The following is a 16,734-nucleotide window of genomic DNA, read 5'->3' as shown; positions in this document are numbered from 1 at the left end:
CCACCTGAGCTTTCTCGAATCCGGGCGCTCGCGCCCGAGCCGCGAGATGGTGCTGGGCCTGTGCGAGACGCTGGACGTGCCGCTGCGCGAGCGCAATGCACTCCTGGCCGCGGCCGGTTTCGCACCGCTGTACCGCGAGCGCTCGCTGCAGGTGGCGGAGATGGCGCCGGTGCGGCGCGCGCTGGAGCTGACCCTGCAGCATCACGAGCCCTACCCGGCCGTGGTAGTAGACCGCGACTGGAACCTGGTGCTGCAGAACAACGCCTCGCTGCGTTTCTTCGGCCTGCTCGGAGACCCGGCCGTGATCTGGCCACGCACCTGCCCGGACGGGCGCCCGAACGTGATGCGCCTGACCTTCCATCCCGAAGGCCTGCGCCCCTACATCGCCAACTGGGCGCAGCTCGGCCCGTCCATGCTCAACCGCCTGCGGCGCGAGGCGGCGATGCTGTCCGGCCCGCATGGCCTGAACGCCCTGCTCGAGGAACTGCTGTCCTATCCCGGCATCCCCGACCAGTGGCGCTTGGCGGACTGGGAACAGCCGCTGACGCCGATCCTGCCGATGGAACTGGCGAAGGACGGGCTGCGCGCCAGCCTGTTCACCATGATCGCGATGTTCGGCACACCGCAGGACATCACGGTGGACGAGTTGCGGCTGGAAACCTTCTTCCCCGCCGATGCGGCCACCGACGCGCTGCTGCAACAGCTGGCCGGCAGAACTGCTTAGCGCATGCCCTGCGTCCGAGCAGGGCCGAACGCCAGCGGCTCGAAGCGGGCTTGTCCGGAGTGACAAAGATATTGACGGGACGCCACACTAAGGGCCGCCGAATCGCGTGCGGATGTATTCCCGCGCGCTGTCGGGAGGCAGCTTCACCGTGCCCGGGCCGCTGCGCACGAAAAAGTCGCCCTCCGGGGACGCCTCCAGCCCCTTCCACTTGAGGAAGACCGGCTCCGGGCTGCGCTGGCAGCTCACCACGCACACCGTCTTGCCCTGCACGATCTGGGTCTTCGGGTCGATGCAGGTTCCGGCGCGGTCACCGAGCCCGTTGCGCACCACCTGCGCCAGATGCCGCATGAACTTGTCGTCGCTGTCGAGCCGGTCGCGCTCGATGCCGACGATTGCGCCGTCGTCGGCCACGCCGATCAGGAGGTCGCCGCCTTCGGTGTTGAGGAACGCGGCGATCGTCTTGAGCACGGCATGCGTCACGCCCTTGTCGTCCTGTCGGTCCTCCTTCAGGTTCCAGCGCAGCGTGGACTTGAACTCGAGCGTCTTGGACTCGCCGCGCTCGATCAGCGCCTCGGCGTTTCGATGCGCGCGCAGGTACTGGTCGAACAGCAGGTTCTTGATCGTCTCGCCGAAGGCGCGGTCGTCGGTGATGCGCTTGTAGAGCTCGAAGTTGGAATCCACGATCTCCTGGATCACGTGCTCGACCTTCTGGTCGAAGGTGAGCCGCACGTTCTCGCGCGTGTTGACGCGCGCCGCCGCCTCGAGCGCGGCGTCCGCGTCGAGCTTCTCCATCATCTGGCCGAGCGTCACGCGGTGCTCGGGCCCGAGGTTGAGCCCGAAGCGTTCGTTCAGTTCCGCGATGATGCGCGACAGCGTCTCCAGCTCCTCGGGCGCGGTGCCGTGCCCCGACCGGCTGCCGGCCGGGTCGAGCACGCCGTTCTTGCGCTCGAGACCGATCCTGCCGCTGCCGGTCTGCTGGATGCGGTAGGACTCCATGTCTATGTTCTGCTGTACCTCGACCGGCAGTTGCGCCCGGTCGCTCGGCAGCAGACGCCGCAGATGGCGCGCGAACACGTACAGCTTCTCGAGCTCGGCGTCCGTAAAGGTCAGCACCTGGGCCAGAAAGGCATACAACCGCACATAGTCGGTGAGCTGGCCGCAGAAGTCTTGCTGCTCGTCCTTCGACAGCGCCTTGAAGCGCTCGACCACCGGCGCGAGCGCGGCATACAGCCGGTCCTGCGTCGTCTTCGGATCGAAGAAAAGCCTGGCGAAGGCGGTCACGTCGGCATCGGTGTACACCGGGAACGCGGCGAGGCGGGTCTGCAGCTCGTAGAGCAGGTTCGGGTCGGTGGCCTCGGACAGCAGCGTCGTCTCGTAGTAGGGCTCGAAGGCCGCCTGGATCTCCTCGGCCTCGTTCGCGAAGTCGAGTACCATCGTGCCCTTCTTCTCCGGGTGCGTGCGGTTCAGGCGCGAGAGCGTCTGCACCGCGTTCACGCCGCCAAGCTTCTTGTCCACGTACATCGTGTGCAGCAGCGGCTGGTCGAAGCCGGTCTGGAACTTGTTGGCGACGATCAGCAGGCGGTACTCGGGCTGTTCGAAGGTCTTCGCCGTCTGCGCCTCGGGCAAGCCGTTCATGCCGGACTCGGTGTACGACTGCCCGCCGTCCTGGACCGTCCCCGAGAAGGCGACCAGTGCCTTGAACGGGTAGCCGCGCTCGGCCAGGTACTTGTCCACCGCGCGCTTGTAGCGCACCGCGTGCAGGCGCGAGCGCGTGACGATCATCGCCTTGGCCTTGCCACCGATTTGATTCTGCACCTTCGCCGCGAAGTGCTCGATGCAGATCCTGACCTTCTCGCCGATCGCATGCGGGTGCAGCTCGACGAAGGATTTGAGCAGATACTCGGCCTTGCGCTTGTCGTAGCGCGGGTCGTCCTCGACCTTCTTGAGCAGCCGCCAGTAGGCCTTGTACGTGGTGTAGTGCTGGAGCACGTCGAGGATGAACCCCTCCTCGATCGCCTGGCGCATGCTGTAAAGGTGGAAGGGTGCGAACTTGCCGTCGGCGCGCTGCACGCCGAAGAGCTCCAGCGTCTTGGGCTTGGGCGTGGCGGTGAAGGCGAAGGTCGAGACGTTCGGCAGCCGCCCGCGCGTCTCCATCTCCACGAGCACGGTGTTTTCGAGCTCCTCCTCGGGCGTTGCGGCCCCGGCGTCCTCGGCTTCCGCCTCCTCGAGCGACCGCGAGGCCAGCACGGCCTTGAGACTCTTCGTGCTCTCGCCCGACTGCGAGGAGTGCGCCTCGTCCACGATGACGGCGAAGCGGCGGCCCGGCAGCTCGCCGATCTCCTTCGCGATCACCGGGAACTTCTGCAGCGTGGTGACGATGATGGTCTTGCCAGACTCGAGCGCCTCCCTGAGCTGGCGCGAAGTGGTGTCAATGTTCTCGACCACGCCGAGCGTCTGCTCGAACTGGCGCATCGTGGTCTGGAGCTGGCGGTCGAGCACGCGGCGGTCGGTGATCACCACGATCGAGTCGAACACGCGCCGGTCGCCCGCATCGTGCAGGGTCGCGAGCTGATGTGCGAGCCAGCCGATGGTGAAGCTCTTGCCGCTGCCGGCCGAGTGCTGGATGAGATACCGCTGGCCCGGACCGCGCGCGCGGGCGTCGGCGACGAGCCTCCGCACGCAGTCAATCTGGTGGTAGCGCGGGAAGATCAGGAAGCGCCGGCCGGTCTTGCGGCCCTTGTCGTCCTCCTCCTCGACCTCGTGGATGAACTGGCGCACCAGGTCGAGCACGCTGTCGCGCGCCCAGGTCTCCTCCCAGAGGTAGGCGGTGGCGTAGCCCTGCCGCGTGGGCGGCACGGGCGGGTTGCCGGCGCCGCCGAACCTGCCCTGGTTGAAGGGCAGAAAGCGCGTCCTCGCCCCGGCGAGCTGCGTCGTCACATAGACGAGCTCCGGATCCACCGCGAAGTGCGCCAGGCACCGGCCGTAGGCCAACAGCGGCTCGCGCGGGTCGCGGTCGGTCTTGTACTGGCGGATCGCGTCCTCCACGGTTTGCCCGGTGAGCGGGTTCTTGAGCTCGGCAGTGAAGATCGGGATGCCGTTGAGGAACAGCACCAGGTCGAGGCTGTTCTCGTGCTTGGTGCTGTAGCGCAGTTGGCGGACGACGGCGAACAGATTCGCGCCGTACAGCCGCCGGGTCTCCTCGTTGAGGCCGCTGGCAGGGCGAAAGTACGCAAGGCGGAACTTGCAGCCCGAGTCCTTGAGGCCATTGCGCAGCACGTCGAGCGCCCCGCGCCGCGCGATCTCGGCGGACAGGCGCTTCAGGAACTGCTCGCGCACCGCCGCGCCGTGGTGCTGGGCGAGCTTTTGCCATTCCTTGGGCTGCGTCGCGAGCACGAAGTCCAGCACGTCGCGCGGCAGCAGGCACAGCGCGCGGTCGTAGTCCTCGGGCTCGCGCTTGCGGTAGCCGCCCGGCGAGTGCTCGCCGTAGGGCGGCGAGGTCTCTCGCACCGCCGAGGCAAAGCCTGCGCAGGCGTCGGGGCCGTATTCGAGCAAGGCGCACTCGATCGCCGCCTCGAAGGCACGCTCGGAGATCTCGGGGCTCATGCCGCCGCCTCCCGCACGTCAATCTTGCCCGTCACCGCGGCGGAGATGAGCGCGGTGCGGAGTTCCTTGAGGCGGTCAATGGCGTCGCGGACCTTGGCGATGAGGGCGTCGAGCTTCGCCGTCTCCCGGTCGAGGAAGGCGGCGATGGCGCACTGCTCGGCAGCAGGGGGAATGACCAGCGGACAGGCCGAAAGCTTGTCGCGATTGATCTTCGGCATTGCTACACGCATTGACTCGTCCACCATCAGACGGACGAATGGCTCAGACAGCATGAAGTAGAGCAGGAACTGCGCTTCCAGGCGTTTCTCGGTGATCGCGACTGGATACATGTCTGCACTGCAGAGCCAGTGGCCGTCAGCGATGCAAACCTTGTTCAGCGCGGGCCTAATCTTCGAGTAAATGATGTCGCCAGGAGCGACCAAGTATTTCCCACTTATCGCGCCCTGCTCATCCGCCGTCTCTGTGTAGAGGATCCGGCCAGTTCCTGACTCGATGTGATTCGGCGCAATCAAGATCCTCTCGCGGTATCGGTCATCGTCGGGCGCGACCTGCCCTTCGGTCACACGGCAGCAATAACGCCATTTCTTCACTTCCCAATGCGCCGGAATCTCCCCCAGCCACTCGACGCCGGAGTCCTTCATGGGGACGGTCGGGTCGAGACCCTTGGTGACGGCGCGGGTGATGAGGGCGGTGCGCTGCTCCTGGAGCAGCTCGATCAGCCGCTCCTTCTTCACCATCAGCGCATCGATCCGCGCCGTCTCGCGGTCGAGGAACGCGGCGATGGCGTGTTGCTCGGGTTTGGGGGGGAGCCCCACGGAACTGACGGCGACTTGCTGTGGGCTGACGCGAGGCATCTTCGTGCCGTACGTGAGCGAATCGAGCCAATGGATGTACGGGGCATTGAGCAACTCGTACATCAGGTAACTCTGCGAACACCCGGCAAGTGGCCGAAGCGGGAGGATCTCGCTTGTACAAACACCGTCGAAGTCTGCGCGCGCCACCTTGGCAAGGTACGGACGCAGCTTCCCAAACAGCACGTCCCCGGCCTTGAAGGACCCGACTACGCTGTCCACGGTCTCAGGCTGATTCTCCAGCAGAAGCCGGCCGGTCCATGACTCAACGTGCTCGAGGCCTACGTAGACGGCGTCGTCCGGCTTGACCTCCAACTTGCTGATGCGAGCCGGCGCGACGTACTTTAGTCGCTTCACCTCCCAATGCGCCGGAATCTCCCCCAGCCACTCGACGCCGGAGTCCCTGTAGGTCGGGTACGGCTTGTACCGCCCCGCGCCCGCGGCCCGCGAGGTCGGCTTCGCCCCGCTCACGACACCGCCTCCTGCACCAGCCGCTCCGGACTCCAGATCCGCTCCGCGAGCTGCTGGTAGAGCGCCTGGCGCGCATCGAGGTCGACCTTGCGGAACTCGGCGTGCGCACGGAAGGGCACCCCGCTCTCCACGATGAACCGCTTGAAGCCGGGGTTGTGGTCGTAGGCGCTCTCGTGGAGGCTCTTCGCGAGCAGGTTCTGCCCCGCGTAGTGCTTGCGCTTCTCGGCGTAGGGCAAATCGCCGTAGCTCGCATTGAAGCTCTTGGGCAGGAGCAGCAGGCCGCCGATGCGGTTGCGGTACTCCTGGAACTCGCTCGGGTGGCCGAACTCGTCCCGGTGCCGCTCCGGATGGTCGGCCCAGACGTGCTCGATCTCGTAGCCCTTGCGCCCGCGCTGGGCGTACTCGGCGTAGCGCGAGGCCTGGCCGGAACGGGTCTCGACGTAGTCGGTTATGCGCGCGAGCAGGCGGTGGATCTGCCGGCCGTTCATGCCGTGCAGGCGAAACGCGCCGTTCGCGGCAAAATCGGGTGCGGTGTCGGGGTCGAGCCGGTCCTTCAGCATTGCGGCGAGCTCGGGCGCGCTTTTGCCGCGCACGTCGCGCATCACGAGGAACATCGCGTACTGCATGGTCGAGTAGTCGATCGCGCGAAAGTTCCAGATGCGGCGGTGGATCAGGATGTCGAGGTAGGCCGCCACCACGCGCACCTTGCGCAGCGCTGTTGCTTCGTCGTCCGTGACGCGCAGCGGCGCGAGCAGCACCGGGTACTGCAGCGTGAAGTTGTGCTGGGCGTTGAAGTGCACACACTCGAGCCCGGGCGTCAGCGTCTCGGCCGCCCGTCGCAGGCGCTCGTACCACTGGGCGTAGAAGGCGAAGTCCCGCTCGATGAAGCGTGCGAACTCGGCGCTCGCGGTGAGGCCGAGTGCCTTCTCGTGGTCGCGCACCCAGCGGTGGAACTCGGTGCCGATCAGGTCGAAGTCCTGCGGCGCGGCGCCGCGCTTGCGCTCGCGGATGCTCTCGGCGTACTGGCTGCGCAGCCACGACTTGATGCCGTCGGCGTCCTCGTCCTTGCCGAGTTCGGCAAGGGCCTGCAAGCGCTCCTTCCAGACCCGGCTCGCCCGCGTGCGCTTTTCTGCGTCGGTGATGTTCGCGAGCAGATAGCCCTTCAGCATGTCCGCGGGCGTGAGCGATAGCCCGCGATCGTTCATCGTCTCGAAGATCGTGTAGGCATCCTCGTCCGAGTAGGCAGTGATCTCGACCAGGTGCACGTTCTCAACCAGCCAGTCAACGAAGTAAGGCAGCGCCGGGCCGCCGAGGTCGTCAGGGAAGAGGTCCTCCAGTTCCGCATAGCGAGCCAGGATGTTGGCGATGGACTCGGGCGGGTCAGGCTCGGCGAACTCCTCGCCTTTGTAGAGCGCGTCCATGCAGGCGGCGCGCTCGGGGATGTCGAGGTTGAACGAGCGCTTGCCGTACTTCTGCGAGAAGATCAGGTCCGCGATCTGTCCCTTCTGCTCGGCGTCGTCGAGGCGGTGGTGCAGAAAGATCAGGAGCAGCGTCAGCGTGGTGAGGCGCTGCTGGCCGTCGATGATGAACTTCTGCCCGTCCTTGTCGCTGACGATGATCGAGCCGAGGAAGTAGTGGCCGTAATCGGCCACGGCGCTACGCTCGTTTCCGGGCTCGTGGCTCTCGAGGAACTTCGCCACGAGGTCGTCGATCAGCTCCGCGAGCTGCTTCTGCTGCCACTTGTACTCGCGCTGGTAGTAGTCGATCGAGTACTTGCGGCCAGCGAGCAATTCACGGACGGTGCGGCCTTTGCCGTCGATTTCGCGCGAGGGGCGGAGCATCGTACTCATTGCGACTCCCTCCGCTGTTGATGAGACCACGGGCCGCCTGGGGGCCAATGGCCAGACAGAAACTGCGCTGCCACGATGGCATCGCGCACCGGGCCGAGAAACGCGATGATCCGTTCGCCGATCCGGTCGAACTGCGCGGGCGGCGGCACCAGCACCGCGCCGGCCGCCACATAGTTCCGCCAGCGCATGTCCAGCGCCGGCACCTGATAGAAGGCCGTCGTGAGCACACGCGGCGCTGCGTCGGTCCAGGGCGTTGCGCGGCGCTCGAAGCAGGCGGCGACCGCGCGTTGCAGCGTCTCGCCGTCGAACGCGAACGCGCCGGCCAGCGCCCAGACGTCGTGAAAGTCCTTCATCCGGCTGTTCAGGGTGTCGAGCTTGACCATCGCCTCGAACTTCTCGGCGATCGTCTGCTCGCGCGGATAAGCGCGCAGCCGTGGCGGCGGCAGCGTGGCAAGCATCACCGGATAGGTGACTTCCTCGGGCGCGACGGCGACGGCGTCGCCGACGCCGATATCCACCTGCACCGCAATGCGGGCCTTGCCGAGCCACGCGCGAAAGCGGGCGCGCTTGCCGGAGTACTCCTCCTCCGGCCGGATCGTCTCGATCGTGAGATCGTTGAGATCGAAGCGCAGACCGTCCTCGGGGCAGGAGACGTCGCAGATCTGTGCGATGAGGTCTCGAATGGCCCCGTCATCCGCGGCGCCCGAGGCGAGGACATCCACGTCCCGGGTGGCGCGGTAGGGGTCGGCGAGCCAGACCGAGAGCAGGCTTGCGCCTTTCAGCAGACAGCGGTCCCGGGCGGCCGAGGCGCCCAGGCGGTAGAGAAACCGCTCGGCAGCGAAGCGCACGAGCGTCCGCTCGAATTCCTCGCCGCTCGCTTGGGCCTGATGCAGCAGCCGGGCCCGAACGGACGCTGCGACGTCGGGGCTCATATCAACCTCACGTCCAGCGCCGCGCGCAGGCGCCGCGAGGGCAGCACCTCCGCCACACGCGCGAGCTCGGCCACCGTCACCTTGCGCTGCCGGAGCGCATCCTGCAGCGCTTGCATCGCGGTCTCGGGCCCGACGAGGCGCTCGAAACGGAAGCAGTCGGCGACCGTGCGGGCAGGTGACGTGATCCGCGCCGGCACGCCCTCGAAATCGGTGGTCTGCACGCCGAAGCTCCAGGCCGGGCCGCTGAAGCGGACGATGCGCAGCCCCAGTTCCCGCAGGCGCGGTGCGCGGGCCTTGTGCGGGATGGCGAGCCAGACCTCCGCCGGCGCCTGGGTGCCGATGCCGTGGACACGCAGCGCCGAGAGCAGGCAGACGATGCTGTTCGGCACGCGCGCGCAGGCCATGGCGAGGGAGTAGTGCTCGGTGGGCTCGGCCTCCGCGATCCGGTAGAGGCCGCGACCGACGCGCTCGACGGCACCCGAGCGCAGGAGTGCCGGAAGCTGGTCGCGGGTCAGACCGGCGGCGTCGAGCTGCGCGGGGCGGAAGAACCCCGAGAGGCCGGCCGTCCGGAGCCGGCCGAGAGAGGTGCTCACGTTGGCGCGGCGACTGATTTTGTCGGCACTCTTGTTAACCATGCCGGCAATATACGTCAATACCAGGCTTGCCACAACACAAAACGTCGGCATTCGTGGGAAAGTGCCGACGCTTTGCCGCACCTACGGTCCCGCATTCCCGCCCGTGACCTCCGCCAGCATCCGAACGATGTCGGCCTCGATGGCGCGGATATCGGCCTCGATCTCCTCGAGCCGGCGCGGCGGGGTGTACCGGTAGAAGTAGCGGTTGAAGTTGATCTCGTAACCGACGAGGCCGACCCGGCCGTCTTTGGGATCGCGTTTTGCTGTGTCGATCCAGGCGTCCGGGACGTGGGGCTTGACCTCGCGCTCGAAGAAGGCGCGCACGCTCGCGGGTACGCCTTCGGCATCCGCGGGATCGTCGCCGGGCGGAAGCGGCACGCTTTCGGTGTCGCGAAGCTCCGGGTCGGGCTCGGGGTTGCCTTCGGCGTCGCGGCAGATCGCCGCCGTCTCGTCGCGCTCGGCGAGCGCGGCGAGGATCGCCTTGCGGGCCGGCGCGGGGAGTTTCACGCCGGCCTTCTTCGCGGCGGCGTCGAGCGTGCGCTCGAACGCGGCGCGCTCCTTGAACAGCGTGGCGGGCAGCCCGCGCAGCAGGGCGCGGATCGCTTCCTGCAGCGCGCGTCCTTCTGCCTGTTCCTTCGCTCCCGCGGCGCCCTTCTTCTTCGACTGCGCCAGTGCCTTGAAGCCCTTCTCCTCCTCGAGCCGCGCGATCCGCTCGGGCGAGGCCTGGAAGTTGAGCTTGAGCGGCCGCTCCACGGTGATCTTGCGGAAGCCGAAGTGGGTGGTCGGGAAGATGCGGCTCACGACCACTTCTTCTTCCTTTCCGTCCTTGGTGATCCGGCGGGTGTCGCCGTCCTGGAAGTCGCGGAGGAGCTTGACGATGTCCTGGGCGCGCTCGGGCGGGATCTCGCGGCGCTTGTCGCCAAGACTCTTGCGCATCGGCACCCAGAACGCGCTGGCGTCAATCAGTTGTACCCTGCCCTTGCGCTCGGGCGCCTTGCGGTTGGTCAGCACCCAGACGTAGGTCGCGATGCCGGTGTTGTAGAAGAGCTGCTCGGGCAGGGCGATCAGGGCTTCGAGCAGATCGTGTTCCAGGATGTAACGGCGGATTTCGCTTTCGCCGCTGCCGGCGTCGCCGGTGAAGAGCGGCGAGCCGTTCATGATGATGGCGATGCGTGAACCGCCTTCCCTCGGCGCTTTTGCGTGCGCGAGCATGTGCAGCAGAAACAGCAACTGCCCGTCGCTGATGCGCGGCAGTCCGGGCGCGAAGCGGCCGGCGGCGCCGCGCTCGTGCTCGGCGCGCACGGCGTCCTCGTCGCGCTTCCAGTCCTTGCCGTAGGGCGGATTGGCGATCAGGTAGTCGAAGGACAGGCCCGCGTGGCGGTCATTGGAGAGCACGCTGCCGTAGCCGATGCGGTCCGCATCCCGTCCTGTCGGGTCCTTCATGAACAGGTCGGACCGCGAGACGGCCCAGGTCTCGGGGTTCACTTCCTGGCCGAAGAGGTGGATCTCCGCGTGCGGATTGATCGCGGGGCGAAGCAGGCTGCCGTTCTTGCGCAGCCCGATGGTGATGTGCTCCTTAGCGATCATCAGCATGCCGCCGGAGCCGCAGCAGGGGTCGTACACCGTGCACACGACGCCCCTGCGCCGGATGCGGTCCTCGTCGCCGGCCAGCATCAGGTCCACCATGAGATGCACCACGTCGCGCGGTGTGAAGTGCTCGCCGGGGTTTTCGTTCAGCGCCTCGTTGAACTTGCGGATCAGCTCCTCGAAGATCGTGCCCATGGTCGGGTTGTCGATCCTGTCCGGGTGCAGGTCCACTTTCCTGAAGCGCTCCAGCACCTGGAACAGCAGACCCGCTTCATCCAGCTTGCTGATCGTATTGTCGAAGTCGAACCGCTCCAGCACCTCGCGCATGTTGGGGCTGAAGCCGGCAATGTAGTTGCGCAGGTTGGCCGCCAGGTGCGGCGCGTCGGCGAGCAGCTTGTCGAAGTCATAGCGAGAGGTGTTGTAGAAGGCGAAGCCGGAAGCTGCGCGAAGTTGTGGATCGAGGTTCTCGAGCTTGCCTTTGAAGCGGGCCTGGGTCAGCAGCACCTTTTCCTTCGTCGCCGCCAGCACGCAGTCAAGGCGGCGCAGCACCGTGAGTGGCAGGATGACGTCCTGGTACTTGCCGCGCTTGAAGGTGTCGCGGATCAGGTCCGCAACGCCCCAGAGGAAGCTGACGATCTCGCTGTGGTTCATCGGTAGGCCTTCATCTCGTACTCGGCGGCGTCCATCGAGCCACGCAGGGTATCGGCCATCTGCCAGAGCTGAGCTTCGTAGCCGACGGTGGGGCCGGTGGCTTCGGCCGAACGCGCGTTGTTCTTTCTCTTTGCCAAGGTCTGCCTCTCATACTATCGAACACGGGTAATGTCCCGACTTCGCGCCGCTGGCGCGAAGAAGGAACGAGCGTTTCATCAAGATCAGGCCGCGCGCGCGGCAGCCGGTGCGGTTTCCGCGGCGGCGGCCAGGATCATGCGCGCGGCCTTTTCGCCGATCATGATCGAGGGCGCGTTGGTGTTGCCGCCGATGAGCGTGGGCATGATCGAGGCGTCGGCGACGCGCAGTCCTTCCAGACCGTGCACGCGCAGCTGCGGATCCACCACCGCCATCTCGTCCACGCCCATCTTGCAGCTGCCGACCGGGTGGTAAACCGTTTCCGCGTACTGGCGGATCATGGCGCGGATGCCCTCGCGCGTGTCCGGCAGCTCGGGCGGGATCAGCGGCGTGCCGCGGTAAGGCTCGAAGGCCTTGGCGGCGACGATGCGCCGCACCGCCTCGAAGCCGGCGGCCAGGGTGTCGAGGTCTTCCTCGCTGGCGAGGTAATTGGGATCGATCAGCGGATCGGCCAGCGGGTCGGCGCTCTTCAGGCCGATACGGCCCGCGCTCTTGGGCCGCAGGCAGCACACATGGCAGGTGTAGCCGTGGCCGAACACCAGGCTCTGGCCATGCTCTTTGACCATGCCCGGCAGGAAATGCAGCTGCACGTCCGGCCGCTCCAGCTCGGGGCGCGTGCGCAGGAAGCCGCCGCTCTCGGCCACGTTGCTGGTCAGCATGCCGGTCTTGCGCACGAAGTAGTCGTACAGCCCCTTGAACAGGCGCAGCAGCAGCGTCCAGGTCAGTCCGTAGCTCTTGCGGCTGGGGCTGCGGCTGACCAGCGCGATGTCGAGATGGTCGAGCAGGTTGCGGCCGACGCCCGGCAATTCATGGCGCACCGGGATGCCGTGGCGCTCCAGCTCCTCGCGCGGGCCGATGCCCGAGAGCAGCAGCAGCTGCGGCGAGTTGACCGCGCCACCGGCCAGGATCACCTCGCGCCCGGCACGCACTTGCAGCTCCTGCCCGCGCCGGCGATAGACCATACCCACCGCGCGCTTGCCCTCGAACAGGATGCGCGTGGCGCGGGCTTCGGTAATCACCGTGAGGTTGGCGCGGTGGCGCACCGGCTTGAGGAAGGCATCCGCGCTGCTCCAGCGGCGGCCGTCCTTCTGCGTGACCTGGTAGAAGCCGAAGCCATCCTGCGCGGCGCCGTTGAAGTCGTCGTTGCGCGGGTAGCCGCATTCCACCGCCGCCTCCACCAGCGCGGCGCAGATCTCGTTGCGCGAGCGCGAGTCGGACACGCGCAGCGGCCCGCCGATGCCGTGGAACTCCGAGGCGCCGCGTTCGTTGTCCTCGACTGCCTTGAACAGCGGCAGCACGTCCTTCCAGCCCCAGCCCTTGTTGCCGAGCTTTTCCCAGTCGTCGTAATCGCCGTGGTGGCCGCGGATGTAGACCTGTGCGTTGAGGCTGCTGCTGCCGCCGAGCATGCGCCCGCGCGGCCAGTACAGCCGGCGGCCGTTGAGCCGGGGCTGCGGCTCGGTCCAGAAGCCCCAGTTCAGCACCGTGCTGCGGATGATGGACAGCACACCGAAGGGCATGTGGATGAAGGGATTGCGATCCTCCGGCCCCGCCTCGAGCAGGCACACGCGGCAGGCCGGATCTTCCGACAGGCGGTTGGCCAGCACGCAGCCGGAGGACCCGGCACCGACGATGACGTAATCGAAGTCCTGGCTCATGCTCGCACCCGCTGCAACCGTCGTTCTGCTCGTTAGGGCCCGATATTAAGCCCGCGACGGCGGGCGGGCCAGCCCATGAAAACTCTGATTAATTCGTCACCCCGGCGAAAGCCGGGGTCCAGAGCCTTGAAAGTCGCTGGATTCCGGCTTGCGCCGGAATGACGAAGAAATGGATCAGAGGTTCCCCTAGCGGCTGCCGATGAGCCAGCGGATCAGTCGGTCGCTGATGCGCCCGTAGGGCGGCGAGAAAAACCGCGGGAACAGGAACTGCCCGCCGAAGCCCTGAATGAACACGCCCTTTTTCTTGGAGAAGGCGGCGAAGCCGTCGAAGCCGTGGTAGGCGCCCATGCCGCTCGGGCCGACGCCACCGAACGGCAGGTTGTGCTGCGGCAGGTGGAAGATACAGTCGTTGATCGTGACGCCGCCCGTGGTGGTCTCGCGCAGCACGCGCTCGATGCGCGCGCCGTCGTGGTCGAAGTAATACAGCGCCAGCGGCCGTGGCCGGTCATTGACGTAGCGCAGGGCGTCGTCGAGCCCGCGGTAGCCCACCACCGGCAGGATCGGCCCGAAGATCTCCTCCTGCAGGATCGCCAGGTCCTCGCGCGCGTGGGCGATCACGGTCGGCGGGATCACGCGGTTGCCGGCGTTGCAGTCCTCGTTCGCGGGATTGCTCTGCAGCACGCGCGCGCCGGCCGCGCGCGCCGCCTCGATCATCCCCGTCAGCCGCTCGTAGAACCGGCCGTTGACGATGTGCGTGTAGTCGGGGTTGTCCACCAGCCGCGGGTAGCGCTGCGGCAGGATGCGCGCAGCCGCCGCCAGGAAGGCATCGAGCTTGTCCTCCGGCACCAGCGCGTAATCCGGCGCCACGCAGGTCTGGCCGGCGTTCCAGAACTTGCCGGTGAGGATGCGCTCGGCGGCCCGCTCCAGCGGGTAGTCGGCGTGCACGATGGCCGGCGACTTGCCGCCCAGCTCCAGCGTCACCGGCGTGAGGTTCTCGCTGGCGGCGCGCATCACCAGCCTGCCCACGCGGGTGGAGCCGGTGAAGATCAGGTGATCGAAGGGCAGCGCGGCGAACGCGGCTGACACGTCCGCACCGCCGTTCACCACCGCGACCTCCTCCGGCCGGAAGCGCTCGGTGATGAGTTTCGCGATCAGCTCGGCCGTCTGCGGCGCCAGCTCGGAGGGCTTGAGCAGCGCGCGGTTACCGGCGGCGAGCGCATTCACCAGCGGCGAGAGCACCAGCAGGATCGGGTAGTTCCAGGCGCCGATGACGCCGACCACGCCCAGCGGCTGGTACAGCACGCGCGCACGGCCGGTGGCGAACTGCCAGTTGGCGGGCACGCGGCGCGGCTTCATCCAGCCCTTGAGGTGCCCGCGGGCGTGGCGGATCTCGTCCACGGTGGGGAAGATTTCCAGCAGCCGCGTCTCCTGCGCCGCGCGGTTGCCGAAGTCCGCCGACACGCAGCGCACGAAATCGGCCTCGTGGTCGAGGATGCCCTCCAGCAGGGCATCGAGGCGGCGCCGGCGCTCCCGCAGGTCCGGCGCGCCTTCGGCGCGGAAGGCGGCGCGTTGGGCGTCGAGCAGGGACCGCAGATCGCTGGCCATGATCCCCCCGGTGGCTGACCAGTATTTTGACGCTAGCATTGTTTGCGGGCCGCTGCGACCGCTGGGCCGGGACACGGCCCGTCGCCGGCAGGCCGGCTCCTACGAGCGGAAGCCTATCCCAATGCTAGGGGCGCGCCTGCGCGCGACCGGTCCGGCCGGCGCCTACGGCAACAACGCTGCCTTGATGACCGCGACCACGCGCTCGGCGTCGGCCAGCGTGAGGCGCGGACCGATGGGGAGCGACAGCACCTCGGCGCAGGCGCGCTCCGACTGCGGCTGCGCCCAGGCGGCGCCTTCCGCCTGCGCGCGCGCGGCGAAGTACGGCGCCTGGTGCATGGCCTCGGGGTAATAGATCATCGAGGCGATGCCGTCGGCAGTGAGCGCCTCGCGCACGGCGTCGCGCTTCCCGCCGGCGATGCGGATCGTGTACTGGTGGTAGACGTGGCGCGAATAGCCGGCCTCGGCCGGCGGTGTCACGCCCGGCACATCGCGCAGCAGCTGCGTGTAATGTCGCGCAATCGCGCGGCGCGCGTCGTTCCAGGCATCGATGTGCTTGAGCTTGACGCGCAGGATCGCCGCCTGGATCGAATCCAGGCGCGAGTTGTAGCCGACGGTGACGTGGTGGTATTTGCGCGGCGAGCCGTGGTCGCGCAGGATGCGCACCTGCTGCGCGATGGCGTCGTCGTTGGTGGTGATCATGCCGCCATCGCCGTAGGCGCCGAGGTTCTTGGTCGGGTAGAAGGAATGCGCGCCGGCGTCGCCGATGCCGCTCACCTTGCGGTTCTTGTACTCGCAGCCGAAGGCCTGGCAGGCGTCCTCCAGCACTTTCAGGTCGTGCGCCTTGGCCAGCGCCAGCAGCGGGTCCATGTCCGCCGACTGGCCGTACAGGTGCACGGGCAGGATGGCGCGCGTCTTCGGCGTGATCTTCCGCTCGACCTGCGCCACGTCCAGGTTGAAGGTCGCCGGATCGATGTCGACGAACACCGCCTTGGCGCCGATCAGCTCGATCGCCTCGGCGGTGGCGAAGAAGCTGAAGCTGGAGGTGATGACCTCGTCGCCCGGCCGCACGCCCATGGCGCGCAGGCCGATGATCAGCGCGTCGGTGCCGGAATTCAGGCCGATGGCGTGCTTGACGCCCAGGTACTGCTGCACCTCGGCCTCGAATTTCTGCACCTCGGGCCCGAGCACGAAGGCGCCGGACTTGAGCACGCCCTGCACGGCGCCGCTCAGCTCGTCCCACAGCAGCGCCACTTCGTTGTTGAGGTCCAGGATCGGGATCGGTTTCTTGTCGGTGCTCATTCGCTCAGTTCTCCAGCATGCCGGCGGCAGCCTCCAGCACCTTGATGACTTCGATCGCGCTTTCGCCGCTGGCCAGCGGCGTGGCGCGGGTTTGCATGCACTCCAGGAAATGCTCCAGCTCGAGCCGCAGCGGCTGGCCGTGGCCCTCGAACACCAGCTCGGAGCCTTCATCGACGTTCTTGAGGTCCGCGCCGATGCGCTTGCGGTAGTGCACCACCTTCTGGTGCACCTCGTTGTAGACCAGCATGCCGGTCGAGCCGACCACCACCAGGCGCCGGCGCTTGACCGGCCACAGCCAGGAATTGTGCAGGTTGGCGCGCACGCCGCTGGGGAATTCCATGTGCACGTACACGTCGTCCTCCACGCCCGGCGTCAGCACGTGGTGCCCGCTGGCGCGGATGCGGTGCGGATGGGCGCCGACCAGGTACAGCAGCACGGCCAGGTCGTGCACGCCCAGCGCCCACAGCACGTTCTCCACCGGCTGCGCGCGGCCCAGGTCCATGCGCTCCTGGTGCAGGCTGTAGAGCGTGCCCAGCTTGCCGCTGTCGAGGAACTGCTTGATCCAGCGCACCGCCGGCTGGAACAGCAGCAGGTGGCCGGTCATGAGCACGCGCTGCTCACGCTTCGCCAGCGCGACCAGGTCCTCGGCGTCGCGGCTGTTGAGCGTCATCGGTTT

At 67.4% G+C, this 16,734-nt stretch carries 12 protein-coding genes; 1 reads left to right on the top strand and 11 read right to left on the bottom strand.

The features are described from left to right. The coding region (locus tag VNJ47_07020) for a hypothetical protein (GenBank protein HXG28581.1) at positions 1-724 on the top strand (724 nt) is incomplete at its 5' end. Between the two features lie 87 nt (positions 725-811). On the opposite strand, the gene VNJ47_07015 is transcribed toward VNJ47_07020, so the two are convergent. From VNJ47_07015 to VNJ47_06965, 11 genes are all read right to left on the bottom strand, one after another. Then, on the bottom strand, positions 812-4,327 hold the full coding sequence (locus tag VNJ47_07015) for an RNA-binding domain-containing protein (protein ID HXG28580.1): 3,516 nt from the start codon (positions 4,325-4,327) through the stop codon (positions 812-814). Next, a complete protein-coding gene (locus VNJ47_07010) occupies positions 4,324-5,649 on the bottom strand; it encodes a restriction endonuclease subunit S (GenBank protein ID HXG28579.1) in 1,326 nt (441 codons plus the stop codon). The genes VNJ47_07015 and VNJ47_07010 overlap by 4 nt, the downstream gene beginning before the upstream one ends. Continuing rightward, the gene (locus VNJ47_07005) at positions 5,646-7,499 is read right to left on the bottom strand and encodes a DUF262 domain-containing protein (protein ID HXG28578.1); all 1,854 of its coding nucleotides are present in this window, start codon (positions 7,497-7,499) and stop codon (positions 5,646-5,648) included. Before VNJ47_07005 ends, VNJ47_07010 begins: the two co-directional genes overlap by 4 nt. Continuing rightward, entirely contained in the window at positions 7,496-8,431 is a 936-nt protein-coding gene (locus VNJ47_07000) for a nucleotidyl transferase AbiEii/AbiGii toxin family protein (GenBank protein HXG28577.1), read from the bottom strand. The genes VNJ47_07005 and VNJ47_07000 overlap by 4 nt, the downstream gene beginning before the upstream one ends. Continuing rightward, positions 8,428-9,024, bottom strand: a complete 597-nt coding sequence (locus VNJ47_06995; protein ID HXG28576.1) for a type IV toxin-antitoxin system AbiEi family antitoxin domain-containing protein — start codon at positions 9,022-9,024, stop codon at positions 8,428-8,430. Before VNJ47_06995 ends, VNJ47_07000 begins: the two co-directional genes overlap by 4 nt. A gap of 123 nt (positions 9,025-9,147) precedes the next feature. Next, positions 9,148-11,304: an N-6 DNA methylase gene (locus VNJ47_06990; protein ID HXG28575.1), complete on the bottom strand. Its 2,157-nt coding sequence runs from the start codon at positions 11,302-11,304 to the stop codon at positions 9,148-9,150. Next, entirely contained in the window at positions 11,301-11,441 is a 141-nt protein-coding gene (locus tag VNJ47_06985; protein ID HXG28574.1) for a hypothetical protein, read from the bottom strand. Before VNJ47_06985 ends, VNJ47_06990 begins: the two co-directional genes overlap by 4 nt. Positions 11,442-11,525: 84 nt before the next feature. Then, entirely contained in the window at positions 11,526-13,154 is a 1,629-nt protein-coding gene (locus VNJ47_06980; protein ID HXG28573.1) for a choline dehydrogenase, read from the bottom strand. Positions 13,155-13,340: 186 nt separating this feature from the next. Then, positions 13,341-14,759: a coniferyl aldehyde dehydrogenase gene (locus tag VNJ47_06975; GenBank protein ID HXG28572.1), complete on the bottom strand. Its 1,419-nt coding sequence runs from the start codon at positions 14,757-14,759 to the stop codon at positions 13,341-13,343. A gap of 162 nt (positions 14,760-14,921) precedes the next feature. After that, positions 14,922-16,058 (bottom strand): DegT/DnrJ/EryC1/StrS family aminotransferase, encoded by a 1,137-nt coding sequence (locus VNJ47_06970; protein ID HXG28571.1) that lies wholly within the window; start codon positions 16,056-16,058, stop codon positions 14,922-14,924. A 4-nt stretch (positions 16,059-16,062) separates the two neighbouring features. Next, the coding region (locus VNJ47_06965) for a Gfo/Idh/MocA family oxidoreductase (GenBank protein HXG28570.1) at positions 16,063-16,734 on the bottom strand (672 nt) is incomplete at its 5' end.

It is taken from the genome of Nevskiales bacterium (assembly GCA_035574475.1).
Taxonomy (GTDB): domain Bacteria; phylum Pseudomonadota; class Gammaproteobacteria; order Nevskiales; family DATLYR01; genus DATLYR01.
Note: the sequence above shows the minus strand (reverse complement) of the source record. Positions and strands in the feature narration are given on the sequence as shown.